Here is a 26028-nt window from a genome sequence, read left to right as displayed (position 1 = left end):
GTGGGGGCTAGGGGTGGGGGTCGAAGAAGGTGCCGGCGATGGTGGCTGAGGTTGCGCTGCCCAGAGCGATCGTCCAGCCTATCGGGCCGAGCGGGGTGCAGCCGAAGAACCGGCTGACCCCGGGCGTCTGGATCAGCAGTCCCAGCAACGCGATCGAGCCGAGCGAAGTGGCCAAAGTGGACCGGTCGACGCCGCCACTGACGAGCGTCTGACCGAGCTGCGTGCCGACCAGCCCGGCCAGCGCCACGGTGCTCGCGCGGCGCCGGCGGCCGGTGAAGCGCGCGAGCGTCCACGCCGTCGTCGCGCCGAGCGTGGTGACGCCCGCACGCACACCGATCTGCCGCTGCAACGCCTTGCCGAGCGAGCTTTCCGGCCCCTCGCCCAGGATGTCCGCGTCGGTGTCCGGACGACGCAACGCGATCGCCAGCGCGGGCGCCAGATCGGTGAGCAGGTTGACCAGCAGCAACTGCCGCGCGGTCAGCGGGGACCGCCCGGTCAGCAGCGAGCCCAGCACGCTGAAAGCGATTTCTCCGAGGTTCCCGCCGAGCAGGATGGCCAGCGCCTCCCGCACCGAGGCCCACATCGCGCGGCCCTCGATGAGCGCGGCGACGATCGTTTCCAGCCGGTCGTCGGTCACCACGAGATCGGCGGCGGCCTTGGCGGCGGGCGTGCCGTGTTCGCCGAGTGCGATGCCGACGTCGGCGAGCCGGATCGCGGGGGCGTCGTTCGCGCCGTCCCCGGTCATCGCCACGGTGCGCCCGATTCGTTGGTACGCCTTGATGATCCGCACCTTCTGCACCGGACTGCACCGCGCGATCACGTCGACCTCGCGCAGCGTCTCCGCCAGCCGCACGTCGTCCAGCTCGTCGAGCTGCGCGCCGGTCACGACCCGCAGTTCGGCGCCGTCCTCGGCGACCTCGCTCGCGATGGCCTCACCGGTGTCGGGGTGGTCACCGGTGATCATCACGATCTGCACGCCCGCCGCCCGCAGCTCCGCCGCGGCGGGAGCCGCGCTTCCCCGTACGGGATCGGCGATCCCGACGAAACCCTTGAACTCCAGCGACTGGACATCCACAGTGGACTCGTCCGGATGTCCTTCGGCGACGGCGAGCACCCGTTGCCCGGACCGCGCCAGCTTCTTCATCCGCCCGGTCAGCTTCTTGTGCGCCGAGGTGCTCAGCTCGCAGCGCGGCAGCACCTCTTCGGGCGCCCCCTTCACACTCAGCGAAAGCTCGCCGCCCTCGCGCCCGAGCACCGCGTGGTAGCCGCGCGAGGGTTCGAACGGCACCTCCTCGACCGGGCGCCAGCCGTTCTCCAGCCGCAGCCCGACCGTCCGGGCGCCGGAGAGCACGGCGCGATCCGTCGCGTGCGGCAGGTCGTCGGGATCCTCGGCCTGCGGCGTGGCCCGCAGCGCGACGGTGAGGACTTCGCGCAGCGGATCGGTCAACTGGTCGACGCGCCGCCGGTCGTGGCCGTTGTCCACATCGCTCACCGTGAGCTTGCCCTCGGTCAGGGTGCCGGTCTTGTCGAAGCACAGCACGTCGACGCGGCCGAGCGCCTCGATCGCACGCGGGTTGCGCACCAGCGCGTTGTGCTCGGCCAGGCGCCGTGCGGCGGCCAGTTGCGCCGCGTTGACCAGGAACGGCAGCCCCTCAGGCACCGACGCTACCGCGAGGTTCACGGCCGCGGACATGCTTTCCCGCAACGGAACCCCGCGAACCAGCCCGGCCCCCGCGACGGCCACGGCGGACCCGAGCGCGAGCGGCATGCTCTTGCGCGTCAGCTCGGTCAGCCTGCTCTCCACACCGGTCTTCGGCGCGTTTTCCCGCGCCATCGCCATGCTCCGGCCCGCTTCGGTGTCGTCACCGGTCGCGACGACCACCGCCGTCGCGCGCCCGGCCGCGATCGTGGTGCCCTCGAACAACATCGAGGCCCGGTCGGCGACGTCCGCCGCGATCACCGGAGCGGAATCCTTCGCCACCGGCAGGGATTCGCCCGTCAACGACGACTCGTCGGTCTCGACGCCTTCCGCCGTGAGCAGGCGGCAGTCGGCGGGCACGACATCGCCGGAGTCGAGCAGCACGACGTCGCCGAGGACGAGTTCGTCCGCGTTGATCGTCTGTTCTTTTGCGTCCCGCAAGACGGTCGCGTTGAGCGCGGACCGGCTCAGCAGCTCGGCCAGCTCCCGTTCGGTGCGGACCTGCTGCACGCTGCCGATCGCCCCGGAAAGTGCTGTCACGCCCGCCACGAGCGCCGCGTCCGCCGGAGAGCCGACCGCGGCGGACAGCGCCGCGCCGCCGAGCAGCACGGGAGTCAGCGGGTTGGCCAGCTCGGCGAGGAAAGCGCTGACGAACGTCGTCCGCGCGGCCTCCTTTCGTTTGCTGGCACGACGTTTCACCTCGTCGGCGCGCAGGCCGCCCGCGTCGCTGCCGAGCCGGTCGAGTACGACCTCCGCCGGCATCAGATGCCACGGCGCCGCACGGGAGGTCAGCTCGGGCGGGGTCAGGTTGCGCGCGCGGCGGTGGGCGTTGGCCAGTGCCAGCCCGGCGCCGGCGTTGACGGTGCGCAGGCTACGGCTCGTCGGGCTCTGCCGTCCCGGCTGGAACGCGCTCAGCGCCGCGACGGCCGTCGTGCCCTGCGCGAGCAGGATGCTGTCGCGGTTGACGCATCGCGCGGCGTCGACGGCCTCGACGACGAGCGCGGCGGCGGCCATGTCCTCCCGCACCAGCAGATGCGCACCCCACGGCGCCGGCGTCCCGTCGCGGTGGGTGCCGACGCCGCAGTCCGCGGCGCCCAGCGCCTTGCGGTCCCCCGAAACCAGCACCACGACATGGCCTTCGGCCTGCAGATTCCGCACGGACGCGACGAGCCGCTTCCCGCCCGGCACGGTCTGGTCCGCCTCGAACGACGGGGAGTCGCCGTTGGCGCTGACCACGGTGAGCCCGGCCCGGCGTGCCGCCGCGACCAAGGTCGTTATCCCGGGCGGAGTTTCCCGCCGCAGGCCGAGCACCGCTTCGAGCCGGTCGCCGTGTGCGAGGCCGAGCACGGCGACCGCGTCGGCGAGCTTCTCCCGCTCCCCCGTGCCGCCCTCGACGTTGAGCTCATCGAGCGGACCGAGCCGCCAGCCGTCGCCGTCTCGCACGGTCAGCGGGTCCTTGGCGTCGAAGAGGCGCCACACGCGGTCGACCACGGACTCGTTGTCGTGCAGGGGAATCAGCTCGGTCGGCACCATCCGGCCGGTGTCGAACGAGGCCTCGTCGAGCACGAGCACGTCCATCGCGTCGAGACGCCGCAGCACCGAGCGGTCCATCACGATCGTGCCTTGCGCGGCCAGTACACGGCCGAGATGCGCGCCGAACGCCGCGCGCCCGGCCTCGGCGGCCTTCGGCAGCGCCGCGTACCCGAGCCCCGCCGCGCGCCGTGGGCCGAACGGCAGCGCACCCGCCGCCGCGACGCCGCCCAGCGCCATCACCCTGCGCTCGTACCGTTCGACCGGTCCTTCCGGAAACGGCACCGGCCGCTCGACCACCACCGGATCGGCGCCGGCGTGCTCCGGTCCGCTGATCAGCTCCGGTTCGGCCTCGTTCCACGCCCGCGCGTGCGCACTGGCCTCGCGCCACTGCTCGATGCGCTGCGCGGTGTCGAGCAGCGTGCCTTCGCCACCGGCCGCGAGCCCGTGGCCCAGCGCGCCGAGAATGGAGGTCAGCGAGTCGGCGCGCTCCCCGCTCCCGGCCCGTTTCGCGGCCAGCTCACGCAGCTTCGGATGCAGGTCGACCACGCCGGGCAGCGCCGCGATCTCGGTCGGCAGCAAACCCCACGGGGCGATCTTCGAGATCGCCGAAAGGCCGAGGCCCAGCACGTTCGCGCCCAGGGTCGGCAGCAGCCGGGTACCCGCGGTGCCGTCGGCCGGATGATGCAGTTCGTCCTCGATCGCCGGGTCGTCCGGTTCGGACTCGGCGCGCTCGATGATGTCGATCAGCTCGTCCGGATCGGCGGCGGGATCGGCAAGGCCGATGACCGCGCGCGAAGCGGGCGCGTTGACCCGCGCCCACTCCACCACGTCATGCTTTTCCAGCGCCCGCGCGACCCGGTCGCCGACCTGCTTGCCGTCGGCGCCGCAGACCCCGTGCACGGCGACGTGCAACCGCCCAGGGCTGGTCCAGATCTCGCGGCGTGGGCGCTTCTTCGACGGCGGCCACACCAGCTCCGTCAGCCCGCGCACCGCCGAAACCGGCCCTGGAACACGTACGCCTAGCAAGTCCACCGGCAGCTCCGATCGCATCGAGTTCTGTGCGATCAGTAGAGATGCCCATTTTCGGCCGGGCTATGCCTGGAGCGCTCCAGAACCCGACGTCAGAGGGCCACCGCCACGTACTTGATCTCGAGGAACTCGTCGATGCCGACGGCTCCGCCCTCGCGGCCGAGTCCGGACTGCTTCACGCCACCGAAGGGCGCGGCCGGGTTGGACACGATGCCCTGGTTGAGCCCGATCATCCCGGCCTCCAGGTTCTCCGACACGCGCAGCGCCCGCTTGAGATCGTTGGTGTAGACGTAGCTGACCAGGCCGTACTCGGTGTCGTTGGCCGCCGCGATCGCCTCGTCCTCGGTGTCGAAGACGGAGATCGGCGCGACCGGGCCGAAGATCTCCTCGGTCGCCATCTTCGCGTCGCGCGGCACGTCGGTGAGCACGGTGGCCTGGTAGAAGTGCCCCGGGCCGTCGACGGTGCCGCCGCCGGTGAGCACCTTCGCGCCCCCGTCTGCCGCGTCCTGCACCAGCGACGTCACCTTCGCGACCGCGTCCGCGTCGATGAGCGGGCCGACGACGACACCCGGCTCGGTGCCCCGGCCGAGTGGCAGCGACGACATCCGCTCGGTCAGCCGCCGCGCGAACTCGTCGGCGACGCCACGCTGCACGTAGAACCGGTTCGCCGCGGTGCACGCCTCGCCGATGTTGCGCATCTTGGCCTGCATCGCGCCCTCGATCGCCGCGTCGAGGTCGGCGTCGTCGAAGACCACGAACGGCGCGTTCCCGCCGAGTTCCATCGACGTGCGCAGCACCTTGTCCGCGCACTGCTCCAGCAGTGTGCGGCCGACCGCGGTGGAACCGGTGAACGACAGCTTGCGCGCGCGCCCGTCACGGATCATCGGCTCCATCACACCCCCAGGGTCGGTGGTGGTGACGACGTTGAGGACCCCGGCGGGAAGGCCGGCCTCGGTGAGGATCGCGGCCAGCGCGAGCATCGACAGCGGGGTCTGCTCCGCCGGCTTGATCACCATCGTGCAGCCCGCGGCGATCGCGGGGCCGATCTTGCGGCCGCCCATCGCCATCGGGAAGTTCCACGGCGTGATCAGCAACGTCGGGCCGACCGGCTGCTTGGTGACCAGGAACCGGCCGCTGCCGTTCGGCGCGACCTGGTAGCCGCCGTCGATGCGCACCGCCTCCTCGGAGAACCAGCGGAAGAACTCGCCGGCGTAGGCGATCTCGCCGCGCGCCTCGGCCAGCGGCTTACCCATCTCCAGTGTCATCAGCAGCGCGAGGTCCTCGTTGCGCTCGTTGAGAAGTTCGTACGCGCGCCGCAGGATCTCGCTGCGTTCGCGCGGCGCGGTGCGCGCCCATTCGGCCTGCGCCGCGACGGCGGCGTCGAGCGCGGCGATGCCGTCCAGCGGGGCGGCGTCGGCGACTTCGCACAGCACCCTGCCGGTGGCCGGGTCCTCGACGGCGAACGTGCGCCCCCCGGATGCGGGCACCCACTTGCCACCGATGAACAGTTCCTTGTCGACGGCCTCGACCACGCTGGTCTCGCTCACGCCTGCACCTCATCCCTCGTCGTGTCGGCCGTGAGGGCCCCCTCACGACATCGAGCCGGATCCCCACTTGCATGCCTCTGGCGGCCATGCTAGACAGATTGTCAACAATCTACAACCCGCAAGGAGCCGAACGGATGGCCCAGCTCTCGCCCCTACTCAAGCAAGCCACCCCGGTCGTCGTCGACCACGGCGAAGGCGCCTATCTGTACGACGTCGACGGCCGTCGCCACCTCGACTTCACCGCGGGGATCGGCGTGACCAGCACCGGTCACTGCCACCCGAAGGTGGTACGCGCCGCTCAGGACCAAATCGGCAAGCTGATCCACGGCCAGTACACGACCGTGATGCACCAGCCGCTGCTCAAGCTCACCGAGCGGCTCGGCGAAGTACTGCCCGCCGGGCTCGACTCGCTCTTCTTCTCCAATTCCGGCAGCGAGGCCGTCGAAGCCGCGCTGCGGCTGTCGCGCCAGGCCACCGGCCGCCCGAACGTGATCGTCTTCCAGGGCGGCTTCCACGGGCGCACCGTCGCCGCCGCGACGATGACCACGTCGGGCACCAGGTTCAGCGCCGGCATCTCGCCGCTGATGGGCGGCGTGCACATGGCGCCGTTCCCGTACCCCTACCACTATGGCTGGGACGAGCAGACCGCCACCGAGTTCTGCCTGCGGGAACTGGACTACCTGTTCGCCACGGCCACCGCGCCCGGCGAGACGGCCGCGTTCTTCATCGAGCCGGTCCTCGGCGAGGGCGGTTACGTGCCTGCCAACACCGCGTTCCTGCGCGGCCTGCGCGAGCGCGCCGACGAGCACGGCATTCTGCTGGTCATGGACGAGATCCAGACCGGGTTCGGCCGCACCGGCAAGTTCTGGGGCCACGACCACTTCGGCGTGCGGCCCGACGTGATGACCATCGCGAAAGGGCTGGCGAGCGGCTTCCCGCTGTCCGGCATCGCGGCGTCGAAGGAGCTGATGGCCAAGGCGTTCCCCGGTTCGCAGGGCGGCACCTACGGCGGCAACGCGGTCTCGTGCGCCGCGGCCCTGGCCACCCTCGACGTGATCGAGGAGGAGGGTCTGGTCGCGAACGCGGCCGCCCGCGGCAAGCAGCTGCTCGAGGGCGCGCGGCTCATCGGCGACAAGACGCCGGAGATCGGCGAGGTGCGCGGGCTCGGCCTGCTGGTCGGCTCTGAGTTCACCACGCCCGAGGGTAAGCCGGACACCGCGACCGCGCAGGCGGCGCAGCAGGAAGCCGCGCGGCGCGGGCTACTGATGCTCACCTGCGGCGCGTACATGAACGTCGTCCGGATGATCCCGCCGCTCGTCGTTTCCTCCGAGCAGGTCGACGAGGCACTGGGCATCTGGGGCGAGACCATCGCCGCCGTCACCAAGCACTGAAAGGGAAATCCTTGGCCCGCTACATCACGATCAGCCTGGACAAGCGCGGCGTCTCCTGCCGGGCAGTGCTGCTGGACCAGGAGGCGCCACGCACGTGCAGGGCCGTCTGGGACGCGCTGCCGCAGAGCGGCTCGGCCTACCACGCCAAGTACGCGCGCAACGAGGTCTACACGCTGGTGCCGCCGTTCGCCGACCCGAAGCCGGGCCGGGAGAATCCGACGATCACGCCCATCCCCGGCGATGTCGTGTACTTCGGGTTCGAGGCCTGGGAAATCGGAAACCCGGCGTACGGTTATGAGGAATCGAGTGAGGCGCACGGCGAACAGGGCGCCACCGATCTCGCCATTTTCTACGGGCGGAACAATCTGCTCATCAATGGCGACGCGGGCTGGGTTCCCGGAAACGTTTTCGCCACGATCGTCGAAGGATTGCCGGAAATGGCGGCCGCGGCACAGGATCTGTGGCTGCGCGGCGTGGAGGGCGAGACCCTCTCGTTCGCCCGCGCCGAGTGACAGCGAACACACAGGGTGAAGGGAGTCGGTACCGGCTCCCTTCACCCTTTCGCGTGATCTAACGTGAATCACCTTTCGTGCCAATCGCTTCACCCTTTCGAGGCCCCATGAGGCCCGGATGTCGCATCAAGATCAGCATCACCCCACGTCACCGTAAAGGCTTGAACTACGTTCAGTAGATCCTCGAACTCGTGACACCCCCCGGCGCAAACACGAAGGTGTTACATGTTTAGCCTGGGGGCATTTTCCTGCCTCGGAGAGCATGCGGCGGGACACCGGAGAAGCTCTTTGACACCGCGTCTTGCGGGGTGCAAATCTCGTGTCGCTTTCGAAAGCAGGCGCTGTAAATCGAAAACAAACAAGGAGCCTCTCACAATGCACGCTTTCATCGCGCACGTTCCGCACGGCCACGACATCCTGACCGGTGTACTGGCCGGATTGGCCCACGTGCTCGGCTGGCTCGTCTGATCAAGGCGAACCTGAAGTCGTAGAGAATTCCCGCGGGGCCGGGACGTTGGCGCGGACCGGCCCCGCAACCGCGACACGCGGTATGTGAAATATCTTCATAACCCGCCGGGTACTGTCCGTACTACGCTGCCGTCAACGGGCAGTACGGCACGTGAGAGAGGCGGGTGGACGTCATGGCGGACGTCGCGGCGCGGTTCGCCGAGGTGGTCGGGGAACACAACCTGCTCAGCGGCGCACAGGTCGGCGAGGACTATGCCAGTGACGAGTCCCTGACCTGTGAACCGAGAAAACCGGCGTATGTGGCCAAACCCGCCACAGCCGACGAAGTCGCCGCGTTGCTGACCGCGGCCGCCGAGCACGGCGTGCCGGTCACCGCGCGCGGCTCGGGCACCGGCCTTTCCGGCGCGGCCCGGCCTCGCGAGGACGGGCTCCTGATCTCCTTCGAGCGGATGAACGCGGTGCTGGAGGTCGACGTCGACAACCAGGTGGCGGTCGTGCAGCCGGGTGTCACCCTCGCCGAACTGGACGAGAAGACCGCCGCCGCGGGCTTGGCCTACACGGTGTATCCGGGCGAGCTGAGTGCCAGCGTCGGCGGCAACGTCAGTACCAACGCGGGCGGTATGCGCGCGGTCAAGTACGGCGTCACTCGCCACAATGTGCTTGGTCTGCAAGCGGTTCTGCCGACCGGCGAGATCCTGCGCACCGGCGGGAAGACGTCGAAGATCTCCACCGGCTACGACCTCACGCAGCTGATCATCGGCTCCGAGGGCACGCTCGCGCTCGTCACCGAGGTGATCGTCAAGCTGTATCCCCGGCTCGCCCACGGCGCGACGCTACTGGCCCCGTTCGGCGATCTCGACCAGGTGATGGGCGCGGTACCGAAGATCATCGCCAGCGGTCTCACCCCGAACATCCTCGAGTACATCGACAACCTGACGATGGCCGCGATCTCCTACAACGAGAAGCTCGAACTCGGTGTACCGGAGGAGATCAAGAACGCCACGCAGGCATATCTGGTGGTGGGACTGGAAAACCGCGACGGCGACCGGCTCGACGGGGACGTCGAGCGCGCCGGTGAACTGCTCGGCGAACTGGGCGCGACGGACGTGTACGTCCTCGACGGCGGTTCGGCACGCAAGCTGATCGAGGCGCGGGAAAAGGCGTTCTGGTCGGCCAAGGCCGCGGGCGCCGACGACGTGATCGACGTCGTCGTACCGCGTTCGGAGATGCCCGCTTTCCTTGCGCGCGTGCGGGAACTGGCCACGGCCGCCGAGGGCGGCGCGCTCGGTTGCGGACACGCCGGTGACGGAAACGTCCACATGGGAATCTTCTGCAAGGATCCGGAGCGGCGGCGCAAGCTCCTGCATGACATCTTCGCCGCGGGAATGGCCGTCGGTGGCGCGATTTCCGGTGAACACGGGATCGGGCAGTCGCGTAAGGAGCATTACGCCGAGCTGGAGGACCCGGCGAAACTGGCGTTGCTGCGACGCATCAAGCAGGCTTTCGATCCGCAGGGCATCCTCAACCCCGGCACCCTCTTCGATTAGGAGACTCATGAACGGCGCGCAGTCCTTGATCCGCACGCTCGTCGACTCTGGCGTCGACGTGTGCTTCTCCAACCCCGGCACGTCGGAGATGCACTTCGTCGCCGCACTCGATTCGGTGCCCGAGATGCGGGGCGTGCTCGGCTTGTTCGAAGGCGTGGTGACCGGCGCGGCCGACGGGTACGCGCGGATCGCAGGCAAGCCGGCGGCGACGCTGCTGCACCTGGGTCCCGGCCTCGGCAACGGCATGGCGAACCTGCACAACGCGCGGCGCGCGCACACCCCGATCGTGAACGTGATCGGCGATCACGCGACCTACCACAAGAAGTACGACGCGCCGTTGGAGTCGGACATCGAGGCCGTCGCCGGTTCCCTGCGGGGCTGGGTGCGGCGCTCGGACAGCACCGCCGACGTGGGTGCCGACGCCGCGGCCGCCGTCGCCGCCGCGCAGGACCCACCCGGCCGCGTGGCGACGCTGATCCTGCCCGCGGACATCTCGTGGGGCGACGGTGGTGTCGCGGTCGCGCCGATCCCGCCGCGGGTCGCGCATTCGGTCGCGGAGACCACGGTGAAGGCGGCGGCCGAGGTGCTGCGCACGGGTGAACCGGTCGCGCTGCTGTTCGGCGGTCCGGCTTGCCGGGAAGCGGGTTTGCGGGCCGTCAGCCGCATCGCCACCGCGACCGGCGCGAAGCCGCTCGTCGAAACCTTCCCGGCCCGGCTGGAGCGGGGCGCGGAGCTGCCCGACTTCGAGCGCCTCGGGTACCTGGCCGAGCAGGCGGCGTACCAGTTGCAGGGGATCAAGCACGTCATCGTCGCCGGGACGAAGGCTCCGGTTTCGTTCTTCGCGTATCCCGGCAAGCCGAGCGAACTGGTCCCGGAGGGCGCGCAGGTGCACACGCTCGCCGAACTCGGGCAGGACGTCGTCGGTGCGCTGGAGGCACTGGCGGACGCGGTCGCCCCGGAGACGGAACCCGTTGTGCGGCAAGCGCAACGGCCGGAACTGCCGAGTGGTCCGCTCACCGCGCAGAACTGGGTCGAGGTGATTGGCGCGCTGCTGCCGGAGGGCGCGATCATCTCGGACGAGGCGAACACCTCGGGTGTCCTGCTCCCGGCGGCTACCGCGGGTGCGCCGAGGCACGACGTGCTCACGTTGACCGGCGGTGCGATCGGTCAGGGCCTGCCCGTCGCGACGGGTGCCGCGGTCGCCACGCCGGACCGCCCGGTGATCGCCCTGCAGGCGGACGGCAGCGCGCTGTACACGATTTCCGCGCTGTGGACGCAAGCGCGGGAGAATTTGAACGTGACCACGGTGCTGCTGAACAACCGCGCGTACGCGATCCTGCGGATGGAGCTGCAGCGAGTCGGCGCCGAAGCAGGCGGCCCCAAGGCGAACGACCTGCTGGACCTGGCGCGGCCGGACATGGATTTCGTGAAGATCGCCGAAGGAATGGGCGTCCCCGCGACGAGAGCCACCACGGCGGAGGAACTGGCTACCCAATTCCAGCGCGCGGTGGCCGAACCGGGCCCCCACCTGATCGACGCACACATCCCACCCCTGATGTAAACCACCCGTTACAGCCCCTCCCCGCGAGTTGAGGCTTCCGGTGGCGCGAGTCGAGGTTTCCTGGCGCGCGAGTCGAGGTTTCCTGGCGCGCGAGTCGAGGTTTCCCAGGGCCCGAGTTGAGGTTTGCGGACGCCCGAGTTGAGGTTTCCGGTACCGCGAGTCGAGGTTTCCTGGTGCGCGAGTTGAGGCGTGCGGTACCGCGAGTTGGGCTTTGCGGACGCCTGAGTTGAGGCTTCGGGTTCTCTGGTCGCCGCGCGCAACGCCGAACTCGGCCACCTCGAAACCTCAACTCGCGCCCGGAGAAACCCCGACCCGGCCGCGCACAAAGCTCAACTCAGCCACCCCCGAACGCCGAACTCGCGCCACCGCACGCCTCAACTCGGCCACCTGGAAAGCCCGACTCGCGTCACCGGGAAATCCCGACTCGGGCGCACACAAGCCTCAACTCGCGCCCTGGGAAACCTCGACTCGGGCGCGTGCAAACCTCAACTCGCGCCACCGGGAAAGCCCAACTCGCGCCCCCGGAAACCTCGACTCGGGAGCGCGGAAGGCTCGACTCGGGATGGGAATAGGACAGTGCCCTCCGCCGGGGGCCGGGGAGGGCACTGTCGTGTTGGAGATCCGGGTTTAGATCACTCGTAGATCTCGCCCTTTTCGGCCTTTTCGACCAGGGACTGCGGCGGCTGGAAGTGGTCGCCGTAGCGCTCGGCGAGTTCCCGTGCGCGGGCGACGAAGCCCTTCAGGCCACCCTCGTACTGGTTGATGTACTGGATCACACCACCGGTCCACGCCGGGAAACCGATACCGAAGATCGACCCGATGTTGGCGTCCTGCACCGAAGTCAGCACACCCTCGTCGAAGCACTTCACGGTCTCCAGCGCCTCGGCGAAGAGCATGCGCTCCTGCAGGTCGATCAGCGGGACCGGCTTGCTGCCGCTGTTGAACGCCTCGCGCAGGCCCGGCCAGATCCGGGTGCGCTTGCCGTCGACGTACTCGTAGAAACCGGCACCCGTGGAACGGCCCTTGCGGTCGAACTCGTCGATCATCCGGTCGATCACGGCCTCGGAGGCGTGCTCGTTCCACACTTCGCCCGCGGCCTCGACCGCGGCCCGCGTCTCCTGCCGGATCTTGCGCGGCAGGGTCAGCGTCAGCTCGTCCATCAGCTGCAGCGGCGGCGCCGGGTACCCGGCCTGCGAACCGGCCTGCTCGATCGACGCGGGCTCGACACCCTCGCCGACCGCGGCGATGGCCTCGTTGATGAACGTGCCGATGACGCGCGAGGTGAAGAAGCCGCGGCTGTCGTGCACGACGATCGGCGTCTTCTTGATCTGCAGGGTGTAGTCGAACACCTTCGCAAGCGTGGCGTCCGACGTCTTCTCCCCGCGGATGATCTCCACGAGCGGCATCTTGTCCACCGGCGAGAAGAAGTGGATGCCGATGAAGTCCTCCTGCCGCTGCACGCCCTGCGCGAGGCCGGTGATGGGCAGCGTGGAGGTGTTCGAGCCGAGCACGGCGTCCGGGTTGACGACGTTCTCGATCTCGCCGAACACCTTGTGCTTGAGGTCCTGGCTCTCGAACACGGCCTCGATCACGAAGTCGACGCCGGCGAAGTCAGCCGGGTCGCCCGTCGGCTTGATACGCGCCAGCAGCGCGTCCGACTTCTCCTTCGTGGTCTTGCCCCGGGAAAGCGCTTTCTCCTCGAGCTTGACCGCGTAGCCCTTGCCCTTCTCGGCCGCCTCCTGCGAGACGTCCTTGAGCACGACGTCGATACCGGCCTTCGCCGACACATACGCGATCGCCGCGCCCATCATGCCAGCGCCGAGCACGCCGACCTTCTTGGCGGTGTACTTCTCGTACCCGTCCGGCCGCGACCCACCCGAGTTGATGTGCTGCAGGTCGAAGAAGAACGCCTTGGTCATGTTCTTCGCGACCTGGCCGGTGGCGAGACTGACGAAGTACCGCGTCTCGATCTTGGCGGCGGTGTCGACGTCGACCTGCGCGCCCTCGACCGCGGCGGCGAGGATCGCCCGCGGGGCCGGCATCGGCGCACCCTTGATCTGCTTGCGCAGGTTGGCCGGGAACGCGGGCAGGTTCGCCGCGAACGCCGGGTTCGTCGGCGAGCCACCGGGCATCTTGTAGCCCTTGACGTCCCACGGCTGCTTGGCCTCGGGGTTTGCCTTGATCCACTCCTTGGCCTTGGGCAGCAGCTCGTCCACAGTGGACACCAGCTCGTTGACCAGGCCGATCTCCTTGGCCTTGGCCGGCTTGTGCCGCTGGCCCTGCACGAGCACGTTCAGCACCGCGTTCTGGATGCCGAGCAGCCGCACGGTGCGCACGATGCCGCCACCGCCGGGCAGCAGGCCCAGCGACACCTCGGGCAGGCCGATGACGCTGCCCTTGACGTCGGCGGCGATGCGGTAGTGCGTCGCGAGCGCGATCTCCAGGCCACCACCCAGCGCCGCGCCGTTGATGGCCGCGACGACCGGCTTGCCCAGCGTCTCGAGACGGCGCATCTGCGCCTTCATCTCGTTGGTGCTGTTGGTGATCTCATCGGCGTGCTCCGGCGTCGCCTGGATCAGGTCGTTGAGGTCACCACCGGCGAAGAACGTCTTCTTCGCCGACGTGATCACCACACCGGTGATCGAGTCCTTTTCGGACTCCAGCCGGTCCACGGTCTTGCCGAAGGACTCACGGAAGTCGGCGTTCATCGTGTTCGCCGACTGGTTCGGGTCGTCCAGGGTCAGCACGACGATGCCGTCGGAATCCTGGTCCCAGCGAATCGTGTTGGTCATGTCCTCACACCCGCTCGATGATCGTGCCGATACCCATGCCGCCGCCGATGCACAGCGACAGCAGCGCGCGCCGGGCCTGACGGCGCTCCAGCTCGTCCACCATCGTGCCGAGGATCATCGCGCCGGTGGCACCGAGCGGGTGACCCATCGCGATCGCGCCGCCGTTGACGTTGACCTTCTCGTCCGGCAGCTTCAGGTCCTTCATCCACTTCAGCACGACCGACGCGAACGCCTCGTTCAGCTCGAACAGGTCGATGTCGTCGGTGGTCAGCCCGGCGAGGTCGAGCGCCTTCTGGGTGGCCGGCGTGGGACCGGTGAGCATGATCGTCGGGTCGGTACCGGTGATCGCGGCCGACACGATGCGGGCGCGCGGGGTCAGGCCCAGGTCCTTGCCGACCTGCTCGTTGCCGATCAGCACCAGCGCGGCGCCGTCGACGATGCCGGAGGAGTTACCGCCGGTGTGCACGTGGTTGATCTTCTCGACCCAGTGGTACTTCTGCAGCGCCACCGCGTCGAACCCGCCCATCTCGCCGATGCCCTCGAAGGCCGGCTTGAGCTTGGCGAGGTCGTCGACGGTGGTGCCGGGACGACGGTGCTCGTCGTGGTCGAGGATCGTCACGCCGTTGATGTCCTTGACCGGCACGACCGACTTGGCGAAGTAGCCACCCGCCCAGGCCGCCTCGGCCTTGTCCTGCGAGCGCACCGCGAACCGGTCGACGTCCTCGCGCGAGAAGCCCTCGATGGTCGCGATGAGGTCGGCCCCGATGCCCTGCGGCACGAAGTAGGTGTCGTAGTTGGTGGCGGGGTCGGTGAACATCGCGCCGCCGTCGCTGCCCATCGGCACCCGCGACATCGACTCGACACCGCCCGCGAGGATCAGGTTCTCCCAGCCGGAACGCACGCGCGCCGCCGCCTGGTTGACCGCCTCCAGGCCGGACGAGCAGAACCGGTTGAGCTGCACGCCCGCGACGGTGTCCGGCAGGCCGGCGGCCATGGCCGCGCCACGCGCGATGTCGGCGCCCTGGTCGCCGACCGGGGACACGACGCCCAGCACGATGTCGTTGATCAGCGCGGGGTCCAGCCCGGGGTGGCGCGCCTTGAGCTCGTTGATCAGGCCGACTACCAGGTCGACCGGCTTCGTCCCGTGCAGGGACCCGCCCTTGTTCTTGCCACGAGGCGTTCGGATCGCCTCGTAGATGTATGCCTCGTTGCTCACACCGACGGCCCTTCTTAGCCATAGACGACGCTAATACTCACTAACATAGTGCTGGTATATCCGCTGGTGTCAACCGGTTGCGCTGTGATTCTCGGACGCTAGAGTGGGCTCACCATGGTGACTGCCCGACCCCGTCGCAACGGCGACCGGAAAACCCAGCTGGCCCAAGTCGCGGCCGAGCTGTTCCGCGCCCGCGGCTACCACGGGGTGGGCATCAACGACATCGCCGCGGCGGCCGGGCTGACCGGGCCCGCGCTGTACCGGCATTTCGCGGACAAGCAGTCGGTGTTGTCCTACGTCCTGCTGTCGGCGGTGCGGGACATGGAGGCCGAGACGTCGAACGCGCTGTCCGCGCTGGAGCCGCCCAGCGGGGAGCAGGTCGGCCAACTGCTCAGCCGCATCGCCTCCACTTCCGTCGAGCGGCGCGACGTGGCCGCGCTGTGGCGCTGGGAGGGCCGCAACCTTTCACCCGAGGACCAGCGCGAGATCGGGAAGCGGTCGAGCACGCTGCTCACGACGTGGGCGAAAGTTCTGCTCGACGTGCGGCCCGACCTACCGGGCGCGGACGCGGAGCTGCTCTGCTGGGCGACGCTGAGCGTGTTCGGCAGCGTGTCCGTGCACCACACGACGGTGGCCAAACGCAGGTTCGAACGGCTGCTCGTGGACATCGCCAAACGCGTGCTGAGCACCGATGTGCCCAAGCCCGCGACGGCCGAGCCGGCGCCCGCCCCGCTCGGCGTCGGCACCCCGGCCCGGCGCGAGCGGGTGCTGCTGGCCGCGGCGGAGCTGTTCGGCCAGCACGGTTTTCACGCGGTGAGCATGGAGGACATCGGTGCGGCGGCCGGGATCGCCGGGCCGAGCGTGTACCGGCATTTCCCCAGCAAGGCGAGCCTGGCTTACGCGATCGGGCGACGGGCAGGCGACCGGCTCGTGCTGAGCGCGGACGAGATCCTGCGCACCAGTTCGGACGAGTCCGAGGCTCTGGGCAAGCTGGTCGAGTCCTACGTCCGCAACATCACCGGCTCGCCCGAGCTGGTCGTTTCGTTTTCCGTCGGGGGAATGCACCTCGGCGAGAGCGAGCGGGCGGAACTGGTGCGCATCCAGCGGGATTACGTCGCCCGCTGGGTGGACCTGCTCGGCACCGCACGACCCGACCTCAACCCACGCGAAGCCAAGATCACCGTGCACGCGGCCCTGACCATCGCGAACGACCTGGCCAGGACACGGCGCGTGCTGGCCCGGCCGAATCTGCCCGCCGAGCTGGTCGCCCTGATGCGAGCCGCGCTCAGCGCCTGAACCACCCACCTCCCGACACTTCACCCGATCGCGCGCGGACTCGCCGGACACTTCTGACTCGTGGTAACCTACTGGCGAGTAGGTAACGGTCGGATGGGAGTGAGTGCGACGTGGCAGCGCTCAACGGAACACCGCGGCGAAAGCGAGACGTCATGGGCGTCGGGCTCGCCGCGCTCACGAAACTCGCCGGAAGCAAGACGCTCGACCGCGCGGGGCTCCGCACGCCGGTCCAGAACCTGGTGTCCTCGGCGACGAGGAACGGCTTCCGGGCGGCGGGAGCCGCCAGCCGCAGCTTCAAATCCGCCCGCCGTGGCGGTCAGGCGACGCGGCCGGCAGCGCCCAGCGACAAGGGGCTGTTCGACCTCACGCCGAACGAAGAACAGCAGATGATCGCCGAGACGGTGGCCGAGTTCGCCGCCGAGCAGCTGCGCCCCGCGGCCGCCGAGGCGGACGCGAAGCTGGCGCCGCCGGACGGCCTGCTGACCAGGGCCGCCGAGCTCGGCGTCACGCAGATCGGAATCCCGGAGGAACTCGGCGGCGCCGGCACCGAACGCTCGGTCGTGACCAGCGCGCTGATCGCCGAGGCGCTCGCGCACGGTGACCTCGGGCTCGCCGTGGCCGTGCTGGCCCCGTCCGCGGTCAGCACCGCGCTCGTGCTGTGGGGCGACGGGCAGCAGCAGGCCGACTACCTGCCCGCGTTCACCGGCGAGAACGTGCCGGCGGCGGCGCTGGCGTTGCAGGAGGCCAAGCCGCTGTTCGACCCGTTCAAGCCCGCGACCCGCGCCCGCCGGACACCCTCGGGCTACCAGCTGGACGGCGTGAAGTCGCTGGTTCCGCGTGCGGCGCAGGCGGAGCTGTTCATCGTGTCGGCGACGCTCGAGGGCCGCGGCCCGGCGCTGTTCCTCGTGGAATCCTCGACGCCGGGGCTGACCGTCGAGTCCGAGCCCGCGATGGGTCTGCGTGGCGCGGCGACCGGCAAGCTGCACCTCGAGGGCGTGAAACTGCCCGCGGAGTCACTGCTCGGCGGCGGCGCACCCGACGTTTTCGCCGACGCCGTAAGGCTTTCCCGGCTCGGCTGGGCCGCACTGGCCACCGGCACCGCGAAGGCCGTGCTGGACTACGTGATCCCCTACGTCAACGAGCGCACCGCGTTCGGCGAACCGATCAGCCACCGCCAGGCGGTCGCGTTCTCGGTCGCCGACATCGCGATCGAGCTCGAGGGCATGCGGCTCGTGACGCTGCGTGCGGCGGCCCGGGCCGAACAGGGCAAGCCCTACGCACGCGAGGTCGCGCTGGCCAGGAAACTGGCCACGGACAAGGGAATGCGGATCGGCAGCGCCGGGGTGCAGCTGCTCGGCGGGCACGGCTTCACCAAGGAGCACCCGGTCGAGCGGTGGTACCGCGATCTGCGCGCGATCGGCATCGCCGAAGGCGTCGTTCTTTTGTAGAGAAAGGCTTTCTCGTGATCAATCTCGAACCCCCGAAGAAGGCCGGCGCGCTGATCAACCAGGCGTACCAGGCCGCGTCCCAGGTACTGCGCCCGATCTCGCGCAAGTACGACCGCGCCGAGCACGCGTATCCGTCCGAATTGGACATGTTCGCGGCCGTGCTGGACGGGCTGAACTCCTCCGGCGAGGGCGGCGCGGGCGCCGCCGGTGTGCGGCGCGACGAGAAGTCGTCGGAGAAGGGCAACCGCAACGGCGGCAACCTCAGCACCGTGCTCGGCACGATCGAGATGTGCTGGGGTGACGTCGCGCTGCTGCTGTCGATGCCGCGGCAGGGACTCGGCAACGCGGCGATCGCGTCGGTCGCGAACGAGGAGCAGCTGACGCGGTTCGGCAAGCTGTGGGCGGCGATGGCGATCACCGAGCCGGACTGCGGTTCGGACTCGGCGGCCATCACCACGACCGCGGTCGAGGACGGCGACTCCTACATCCTCAACGGAGAGAAGATCTTCGTGACGTCCGGCCAGCGGGCCGACGCCGTCGTCGTCTGGGCCACCCTGGACAAGTCGAAGGGCCGCGCGGCCATCAAGTCCTTCGTGGTCGAGAAGGGCACGCCGGGCTTCGAGGTGGTGCGGCTGGAGCACAAGCTCGGCATCCGCGCCTCGGACACGGCGGTGCTGCGGTTCGAGAACTGCCGTGTGCCGAAGGAGAACCTGCTCGGCAGCCCCGAGGTGGACACCAAAAAGGGCTTCGCCGGGGTCATGCAGACCTTCGACAACACGCGGCCGCTGGTGGCCGCGATGGCGATCGGCGTCGCGCGGGCCGCGCTGGAGGAGACTTCGCGCATCCTGTCCGAGGCGGGCGTGAAGGTGGACTACGACCAGCCCGCGAACACCCAGCACGCCGCGGCCGCCGCGTACCTGGAGCTGGAAGCCGACTACGAGGCGGCCTACCTGCTGACGCTGGAGTCGGCGTGGATGGCCGACAACCGCAAGCCGAACTCGCTGCAGGCGTCGATGGCCAAGGCGAAGGCCGGGCGGTCCGTTGTGGACATCACGCTGAAGTGCGTGGAGCTGGCGGGTGCCTTCGGCTACACGGAGGAGTCACTGCTGGAGAAGTGGGCCCGTGACTCGAAGATCCTGGACATCTTCGAGGGGACGCAGCAGATCCAGCAGCTCATCGTGGCCCGCCGCGTGCTCGGGAAGACCTCTTCCGAGCTGAAGTAGCTTGCGCGGGACACGCCCGGTCACCGCGGATGGCGGTGGCCGGGCGTTTTCCGTTGATCAGCCGATGAGAACGGCCCGATCGCGAATCCGGTCCCATTGTTCGACCGGCACCTCCGCCAGTACGAACAGCTCGTCGATGTTCGAGAACGCCGAGCCGGCCCGTGCGGCCACAATCGCGTCCGCGACCTCGCCCGGGACGCCACACACCTCGGCGATGGCCGACGCCGGGGCGTTGTTCAGGTCGACAAGGCCGCCGTCGTCGTAGTCGCGGGTCAGATCCGGGCGCCCGATGCGCAGCTCGCGGGCCAGCAGCGGGTCGTTCGCCGCCAGCTTCCTGGCTTCCGCTCGACGTGCCCGCGCGGCGAGTGCCGTTCTGACCGCGGGATCGAGCTGCGGAGGCTCGGCCGGGCGGCGCAACGACGCGAGCAGTGTGCAGCCGCCGATCACGGTGCCGAGTGCGAGCAGGCCGCCCAAGAAACTGATCGTGCCGCCGCTGGCGTTGCCCTGGCCGTCGGTCGGTGTCATCCCGAGCAGCACGTAGATCACGACATCGAGCGCACCGAAGATGCCGGCGAGCCAGCGCGCGTACGCGGTTTTGAGGCGGGTGGCGGCATGCAGGAACGGCACCCACGCGAACAGACCGGCGGTGCCGATCGTGACGACGTAGTACCACCACCTCGAGCCCAACGAGGCAGGCGCTGCCACCGGCGGCCCGTGCTCGTCCATCGCCCCTCCTCCGGCTGCCGAAGCTGGTTATCTCATCGGCCGAACCGGGCATTCGTTACACCGGCTCGACGGCCGCTCCTGTCCGCGCGGCTCACGAAAATGCCAAGCGGAGGCATTTTCCTACCCGCGTTGCCGAAAATCGTGGAAACAATTCACGGTGCCGGTCCGGCTATTCTCGGGCGGGTGAGCATTTCGCGCGGTTATGTCGTGACCGTCATTGTGGTCGCCGTCGTCTACTATGGTGCCGCGCTGCTCGGTCTCCGGCTCGCGCTGGTGAGCGGGCAGGTCTCGCCGCTGTGGCCGCCGACCGGCATCGCGCTCGCGGCATTGCTGCTCAAAGGGCCGCACATCTGGCCCGCGATCCTGCTCGGCGCACTCGCCGCGAACGTCACGCTGGGTCCGTCCACATTCGCTTTACTGATCATTATCGTCGGAAACACGATCGCTCCGGTCACGGCTTATTTCCTGCTCAAGGCCGTACGTTTCGACAACGACCTGAACCGCCTCCGGGACGTGCTCGCGCTGGTGTTTCTCGGCGCGTTCACCGGAATGCTGGTCAGTTCCTCACTGGGCACGCTCGCCCTCGCCGTCGCCCACGACCAGGGCAGCAGCACACTGGCGACGTGGTCGGTGTGGTGGACCGGCGACGCGATGGGTGTCCTCACCGTGACCCCGCTGCTGCTCGTCGCGCGCCGGATCCGGTTTCCGTTCCGGGTCCGGCCCGCACGCGTCGCCGAGGCCTCCGCTCTCTTCCTCGGCACCGCGGGCGTCGGCGTGTTCGTCGCCAACACCTCGGCCACGCTGCTGTTCCTCGTGTTCCCTTTCCTCATCTGGGCGGCGCTGCGCTTCCAGCAGGCGGGCGCGATCCCCTGCGCGCTCACCGTTTCGACGATCGCGATCATCGCCGCGTCCCACAACAGCGGCCCGTTCGGCGACACCAGCCTCACGGTGAAAATGATCGTGCTCCAGGCCTTCAACGGCTGCGTCGTGCTCACAGCGCTCGTACACGCCGCGGTCACGGCCGGCCGCAACCGGGCGCAACGCGACGTCGAGGATGCCTGCGCCCTGCTCGCGGACGCCGTCAACGCACTCGACCGCGGCAAACCCCTGCAGGGGCAGCTGCTGCACGCGGTCGAACGCGCCCGCCGGCCCCCGAGATCATGAATCGAGGAAACTGTCGATGTGGCGCCACGTCGTGCCGCGCGCGCGGCGTCCGGTCAGCACACCGAGGTGCCCGCCCGGCGCCGATTCGAAGCGCACCACCGGGGCGTTCTCCAGCAGTCCGGTCAGCCGTTCCACGGCCCGGCGTGGCGCGATGGTGTCGTTCTCGCCGGCGATGATCAGCGTCGGCACCTTGACCTGTGACAGCGAGATGATCCGGCCGCCGAGGTCGACCGCGCCCTCGGCGAGGTCGTTCGCGCGGAAGAACCGGTGGTAGAGCTGGCCGAACGTGCGCCCGGGGTAGGCGATCATGTTGTCCATGAAGTGGTCGACCGCCTCGATCTGGGCCAGGAAGTCCCGATCGTCGAGATTGCGCAGGATCGCCAGCGGTTTCGTGATTTCCTTGTTGATTCCCGTCGCCCAGAACACCCGGCCGACCACATAGGACGGTGCGCCGCCGAAGAGCCGGTAGAACGGGGTCAGCAGATGCCCGCCGGTCGCCTCGACCAGCGGCCGGAACGGCGCGATCAGCGGGATCGCGGTGAAGTCGACCGGCGAGGCCACGGTCACGATCGACTCGATCGGCAGGCCGGCGTCGTTGGCCGCGGTCAGCAGCGAGAACAGCCCGCCGAGGCACCACGCGACCAGACGCACCGGCTGCCCGCCCGCGTCCTCGCTGACCTTGCGGATCGCCCTCGGCAGCACCTCGTACACCCAGTGCTCGATGCCCAGCGCACGGTCGGAGAACGCGACGTTGCCGTAGTCGACCAGGTACGTCCGGCGCCCGCCGTCGACGAGATGTTCGGCGAGACTGCAGCCGCGGCGCAGGTCGAAGCACAGCGCGGGTGCGGCCAGCGGCGGCACCAGCAGCACGGGCGGCCCGGACGCGTCCTCCTTCGGATTCATCCGGTACACCGACCGGTTCGGCCCCTGATCGATCAGCGACCGCGGCACCGGCCGCAGATCGGCCACCCCGCCCCGCATTTTCCCGACGACGTTCGCCGCGGCCGCCGCCATGCTGACCGGGGAATACGTGAACCTCAAGACCGCCGCACCTTCGCCTCGTACTCCGCACGCTGCGCCGAATGCGCTCGCATGAACACCTTATCCGCCCCGATCGCGCGCATGAACCATTCCGCGACCGCGCGTGGCACCAGCCTGCTCAGCCGCCCGGTCGCGTCCAGCGACCGCGGCACGAACACGTCGAACCTCGGTTCCCTGAGCGCGGCGACGATCGCGGTGGCCACGTCCTCGGCCCGCAGCGATTTGAACAGTTTCGTCTCGGGCAGCCCGCCCGCGAGATCGGTGCGCACCACCGCGGGCATGACGCACGAAATGTCCACACCGGACCCGCGCAGCTCCTGGCGGACCGCCTCCGACAGCCCCACGACGGCGTGTTTGGTGGCGCAGTACGTCGCGGCGCCGGGGAATCCGGCCTTGCCCGCCATCGACGCGACGTTGACGATGTGCCCCGCCGCACGCGGTCGCATCCGTTTGATCGCCTCGCGCGTGCCGTGGATGACGGCGTGCAGGTTGATCTCCACCTGGCGGACGGTGGCCGAATCGTCTTCGTCTTCCAGCGGCGCGAGCAGCATCACGCCGGCGTTGTTGATCAGTACGTCGATGGGGCCGAGGCGCCGCTCGACCTCGTCGAGGAACGCGCTGAACCGCTTGGTGTCGGTGACGTCCAGCGGGAGCGCGACGGTGTCGCCCCCGAGCTCGCCCGCCGTTTTCTCCGCCTGCACCTGGTCCAGGTCGCCGATCGCGACCCGTGCCCCCTCCCGCACCAGCGCGGACGCCGTGGTGGCACCGATGCCCTGCGCCCCTCCGGTGATCACGATGACCTTGCCCTGCAGCGTCTTTGCCATGCGGTCATCCTCTCCCGGAGGAGACGGATAAGCCAAGGCCCCTCAGGCGGCGAGGACGCAGGGGCCGGGCAAAAACGACCGATCACCTTCCGTATCGTCATGACCAGAGCAATCGATGGAGATCAAGCCCGTGGACAAGCGACATCAACATCGGAACTGGCGCTTCGGTCTGCTCGGCCGTTTCTCCGTGGAGGTGGACGGCCGGCCGCTGAGCCTCAACTCGGGGCTGAGCCGGACGCTGCTCGCCACACTGCTCGCCCATTCCGGTGAGGTGGTGCCCGCCGACCAGCTGATCGACGCCATCTGGGACCGGCAGCCCAAGAACGCCAGCAACAGCCTGCACGTGCTCGTCAAACGGCTGCGTACCGCGCTCGGCGATGCGGACCGGATCAGGGCCGAACCAGGCGGCTACCGCATCGTCGTCGAGCCCGGCGAGCTCGATCTGCACGAGTTCGCCCGTCTCGTCGAATCGGCTCGGCAGGCGCCCGACGAAAACGCCGAACGCCGGGACCTGGCCGCCGCGCTGGACCTGTGGAGCGACGAGCTGGCGCCCTCGCCGCTGGCCGAAGCCGACCGGCGGGACCTGGAGGACCGGCGGCTCACCTCGGTGAGCCGCCGCATCGAACTCGACCTGCGGGCCGGCCGCGAGTCCGACGCCGTGTCCGAGCTGCGCAGGCTGACCCAGCGCTACCCGCTGCGCGAACGGTTCTGGGCCCAGCTGATGCGGGCGCTGCACCAGGCGGGCTCGCAGGCCGAAGCGCTCGCGGTGTATGCCGACGCGCGGTCGGTACTGGCCGACGAGCTGGGTGTGGAGCCGGGCGCCGAGCTGCGCGAGCTGTACGCGGCGACGCTGGCCATGGACGAGGAAACCGAATGGCGTCCGGTATGTCAGCTTCCGCCGCGGCTGGACGATTTCGTCGGCCGCGAACACACCCTGGCGCGGCTGGAGAGCCTGCTCGAACCGGGTGACTCGCCGCGCGTCGTGGTGGTCTGGGGCCCGCCCGGCGTGGGCAAGAGCGCGCTCGCGATCCAGACGGCGCACCGGATGCGCCCCGCGTATCCGGACGGCCAGTGGTTCACCACCCTCTACGACCGGCATTCCGGCCGCGCGTCCGCGCACGAACTTCTGGAGGAACTGCTGCTCGCCGCCGGCATGCCCACCGGCGAGATCCCCGCGCAGACCGGTGCGCGGGCGGCCGCGCTACGGGCCCGGCTCGCCGACCGTCGCGTGCTGCTCGTGCTCGACGACGCCGCCGAGGCCGCACAGATCGCCCCGGCGCTGCCCGGTACGGGCGGGTGCGGGGTGCTGATCACGTCGCGCCGGTCGCTGCTGGACCTGCCGGTGGGGCGCAGGCTGCGGATCGATCCGCTCGGCGACGACAGCGGGATCCGCCTGCTCAACACCATGATCGGCGAGGACAGGACCGCCGCGGAGCAGGAGTACGCGGCGGAGCTGGTCCGGCTGTGCGGGGCGCTTCCGCTGGCCCTGCGCATCGCCGGGGCGAGGCTGTCGCTGCGGCCGGAGGCCCCGCTGAGCATGCTCGTCCAGCGGCTGCGCGACGAGCGCACCCGGCTGGACGAGCTGGCCGTCGAGGGCATGGAGGTGCGGGCGAGTCTGACGCTGAGCTACCAGGCGCTCGCGCCACCCGCCCGCGACGCGCTGCGCCGCACCGCGTTGCTGCCACGCACCGGTTTTTCGGCCGAGACGCTGGGCGTGATCACCGACGGCAGCGACGGTGAACGTCTCGCCGAGGCGCTCACCGCGCACGCGCTGCTGGAGCCGTGCGCCGAGGACGGCACCGGCATCAGCCGGTACCGCACCCACGATCTCGTCGCGCTCTACGCGCGGGACCTCGCCGGTGATGAGGACCAGCCCCGTGCCCTGCGCAGCCTGCTCGACCTGCTGCTCTTTCGCGCCGAGCAGGTCCACCGCGAGGCCGCCCGCTGGACCGAGGAGCTGCCGCCCTACCGGCGACCCGGCGCGCACCTGCCCGATCTGCGCCTCTCGCCACTGCCGTGCCCGGCCGCGGACTGGGCTCGTTCCGAACGCGATCTGCTGCTGTCGGCGATCAACCAGGCCTGTGCCGCCGGATGGCTTGCCGACGCCGCCCGGCTCGCCGATCTGGTCGTTCCCGTGCTGCATCTGGAAGGCGGCTTCGACCAGCTCGCCGCGGTCCGGCGCCGGATCGCGGAGACGGCACGGGCCGCGGGAGACGAACTGGTCGCGTGGCGTGCCGAGTACGGGCGCGCGGAGGCTTCACTGTCGCAGGACGTGGCCGAATCCGAGCGCACCTGGGTCGCCTGCGCCGAGGCGTTCGAACGGCTGGGGGCCATCTCGGAACTGGTCTACAGCCTGACCGGCGTCGCGTTCAGCAGGCTCATGCGCGACGAACCCGATATGGAGACCGCGCAGCGCGCGCTGGAGATCGCCGAGAACGGCACCGACCGCATCGCCTACTGCACGGCCAGCCGGACGCTGGCGCAGACGCTCCAGCAGTGCGGTCGCACGAGCGAGGCGGTGTGGCTGCTGAAGAAGGTCAGCCGCGAGGCGGCGCGGCTGAGCATGCCCTCGGTCCACGCGGGACTGCTGCGGGAGCTGGCTCGGGCGAGCCTGCGGCTCGGCGACGTCGAAACCGCGACGGCCGCCTGTGAGCAGGCCGCACCGATGCTCGCCGACAACCCGCACGAGGTCGGCTGGCTGATGCAGCTCCGCAGCCGGATCGCGACCGCGCGGGGCGATTACGCCGACGCCGCCGCGCACGCACGCCGCTCCCACGAGATCTTCACCGGCCTCGGCGACCGCCGGGCCGCGACGACGTCGCTGATCTGGCTGGCCGACGCGCTGTGGCACAGCGGTGAGCGTCACGAGGCGACCGCGCTGGCCGCACAGGCCCGCGACGCGCTGCGCGCCATGGGCTCGACGATCTGGGCCTCCCACGCCGAGCGGATCCTCGCCGAGGCGGCCAAGACCGCCTGATGTCAGCGCCGTGTCAGCGGCGCCTTGCCACCAT

General features: G+C 69.8%; 16 protein-coding genes. 9 read left to right on the top strand and 7 right to left on the bottom strand.

The window, feature by feature from the left end; genetic code table 11:
* Positions 1 to 7: 7 nt before the first annotated feature.
* Both HFP15_RS35135 and HFP15_RS35130 read right to left on the bottom strand, forming a co-directional pair.
* Positions 8 to 4264 carry a cation-translocating P-type ATPase gene (locus HFP15_RS35135; protein ID WP_312871903.1) on the bottom strand — a complete coding sequence of 1419 codons (4257 nt, stop codon included), beginning with the start codon at positions 4262 to 4264 and terminating at the stop codon, positions 8 to 10.
* An 89-nt stretch (positions 4265 to 4353) separates the two neighbouring features.
* On the bottom strand, positions 4354 to 5808 hold the full coding sequence (locus HFP15_RS35130; protein WP_168521618.1) for an NAD-dependent succinate-semialdehyde dehydrogenase: 1455 nt from the start codon (positions 5806 to 5808) through the stop codon (positions 4354 to 4356).
* Between the two features lie 134 nt (positions 5809 to 5942).
* On the opposite strand from HFP15_RS35130, the gene HFP15_RS35125 reads away from it, so the two are divergent.
* The 4 genes from HFP15_RS35125 (at position 5943) to HFP15_RS35110 (ending at position 11287) form a co-directional block, all read left to right on the top strand.
* The gene (locus HFP15_RS35125) at positions 5943 to 7199 is read left to right on the top strand and encodes an aspartate aminotransferase family protein (protein WP_168521616.1); all 1257 of its coding nucleotides are present in this window, start codon (positions 5943 to 5945) and stop codon (positions 7197 to 7199) included.
* Between the two features lie 11 nt (positions 7200 to 7210).
* Positions 7211 to 7711, top strand: coding sequence for a DUF3830 family protein (locus HFP15_RS35120; RefSeq protein WP_168521614.1), 501 nt, complete (start codon positions 7211 to 7213; stop codon positions 7709 to 7711).
* Positions 7712 to 8352: 641 nt separating this feature from the next.
* Positions 8353 to 9726 carry an FAD-binding oxidoreductase gene (locus HFP15_RS35115; protein WP_168521612.1) on the top strand — a complete coding sequence of 458 codons (1374 nt, stop codon included), beginning with the start codon at positions 8353 to 8355 and terminating at the stop codon, positions 9724 to 9726.
* 7 nt (positions 9727 to 9733) lie between these two features.
* Positions 9734 to 11287 (top strand): acetolactate synthase large subunit, encoded by a 1554-nt coding sequence (locus tag HFP15_RS35110; RefSeq protein WP_168521610.1) that lies wholly within the window; start codon positions 9734 to 9736, stop codon positions 11285 to 11287.
* A gap of 632 nt (positions 11288 to 11919) precedes the next feature.
* Here the strand turns inward: HFP15_RS35110 and HFP15_RS35105 are convergent.
* Together HFP15_RS35105 and HFP15_RS35100 are read right to left on the bottom strand one after the other, a co-directional pair.
* The gene (locus HFP15_RS35105; protein WP_168521608.1) at positions 11920 to 14079 is read right to left on the bottom strand and encodes a 3-hydroxyacyl-CoA dehydrogenase NAD-binding domain-containing protein; all 2160 of its coding nucleotides are present in this window, start codon (positions 14077 to 14079) and stop codon (positions 11920 to 11922) included.
* 4 nt (positions 14080 to 14083) lie between these two features.
* Positions 14084 to 15295: an acetyl-CoA C-acetyltransferase gene (locus tag HFP15_RS35100; RefSeq protein WP_168521606.1), complete on the bottom strand. Its 1212-nt coding sequence runs from the start codon at positions 15293 to 15295 to the stop codon at positions 14084 to 14086.
* Between the two features lie 114 nt (positions 15296 to 15409).
* On the opposite strand from HFP15_RS35100, the gene HFP15_RS35095 reads away from it, so the two are divergent.
* From HFP15_RS35095 to HFP15_RS35085, 3 genes are all read left to right on the top strand, one after another.
* A complete protein-coding gene (locus HFP15_RS35095) occupies positions 15410 to 16591 on the top strand; it encodes a TetR/AcrR family transcriptional regulator (protein ID WP_168521604.1) in 1182 nt (393 codons plus the stop codon).
* A gap of 152 nt (positions 16592 to 16743) precedes the next feature.
* On the top strand, positions 16744 to 18039 hold the full coding sequence (locus HFP15_RS35090; RefSeq protein ID WP_168521602.1) for an acyl-CoA dehydrogenase family protein: 1296 nt from the start codon (positions 16744 to 16746) through the stop codon (positions 18037 to 18039).
* A 14-nt stretch (positions 18040 to 18053) separates the two neighbouring features.
* Positions 18054 to 19262: an acyl-CoA dehydrogenase family protein gene (locus tag HFP15_RS35085; RefSeq protein ID WP_168521600.1), complete on the top strand. Its 1209-nt coding sequence runs from the start codon at positions 18054 to 18056 to the stop codon at positions 19260 to 19262.
* Between the two features lie 57 nt (positions 19263 to 19319).
* On the opposite strand, the gene HFP15_RS35080 is transcribed toward HFP15_RS35085, so the two are convergent.
* Positions 19320 to 19988: a helix-hairpin-helix domain-containing protein gene (locus tag HFP15_RS35080; RefSeq protein ID WP_168521598.1), complete on the bottom strand. Its 669-nt coding sequence runs from the start codon at positions 19986 to 19988 to the stop codon at positions 19320 to 19322.
* Positions 19989 to 20171: 183 nt separating this feature from the next.
* On the opposite strand from HFP15_RS35080, the gene HFP15_RS35075 reads away from it, so the two are divergent.
* Positions 20172 to 21152 carry an MASE1 domain-containing protein gene (locus tag HFP15_RS35075; protein WP_210718273.1) on the top strand — a complete coding sequence of 327 codons (981 nt, stop codon included), beginning with the start codon at positions 20172 to 20174 and terminating at the stop codon, positions 21150 to 21152.
* On the opposite strand, the gene HFP15_RS35070 is transcribed toward HFP15_RS35075, so the two are convergent.
* Positions 21147 to 22166 (bottom strand): alpha/beta fold hydrolase, encoded by a 1020-nt coding sequence (locus HFP15_RS35070; RefSeq protein WP_168521622.1) that lies wholly within the window; start codon positions 22164 to 22166, stop codon positions 21147 to 21149. The genes HFP15_RS35075 and HFP15_RS35070 overlap by 6 nt on opposite strands.
* Before the next feature lie 23 nt (positions 22167 to 22189).
* The gene (locus tag HFP15_RS35065; protein ID WP_168521594.1) at positions 22190 to 23017 is read right to left on the bottom strand and encodes an SDR family oxidoreductase; all 828 of its coding nucleotides are present in this window, start codon (positions 23015 to 23017) and stop codon (positions 22190 to 22192) included.
* A 115-nt stretch (positions 23018 to 23132) separates the two neighbouring features.
* Here HFP15_RS35065 and HFP15_RS35060 point away from each other — a divergent pair, with 115 nt between their 5' ends.
* Positions 23133 to 25994 (top strand): AfsR/SARP family transcriptional regulator, encoded by a 2862-nt coding sequence (locus tag HFP15_RS35060; RefSeq protein ID WP_168521592.1) that lies wholly within the window; start codon positions 23133 to 23135, stop codon positions 25992 to 25994.
* Positions 25995 to 26028: the final 34 nt, after the last annotated feature.

The organism is Amycolatopsis acididurans (assembly GCF_012328925.1).
Classification (GTDB): Bacteria; Actinomycetota; Actinomycetes; order Mycobacteriales; family Pseudonocardiaceae; genus Amycolatopsis_E; species Amycolatopsis_E acididurans.
Note: the sequence above shows the minus strand (reverse complement) of the source record. Positions and strands in the feature narration are given on the sequence as shown.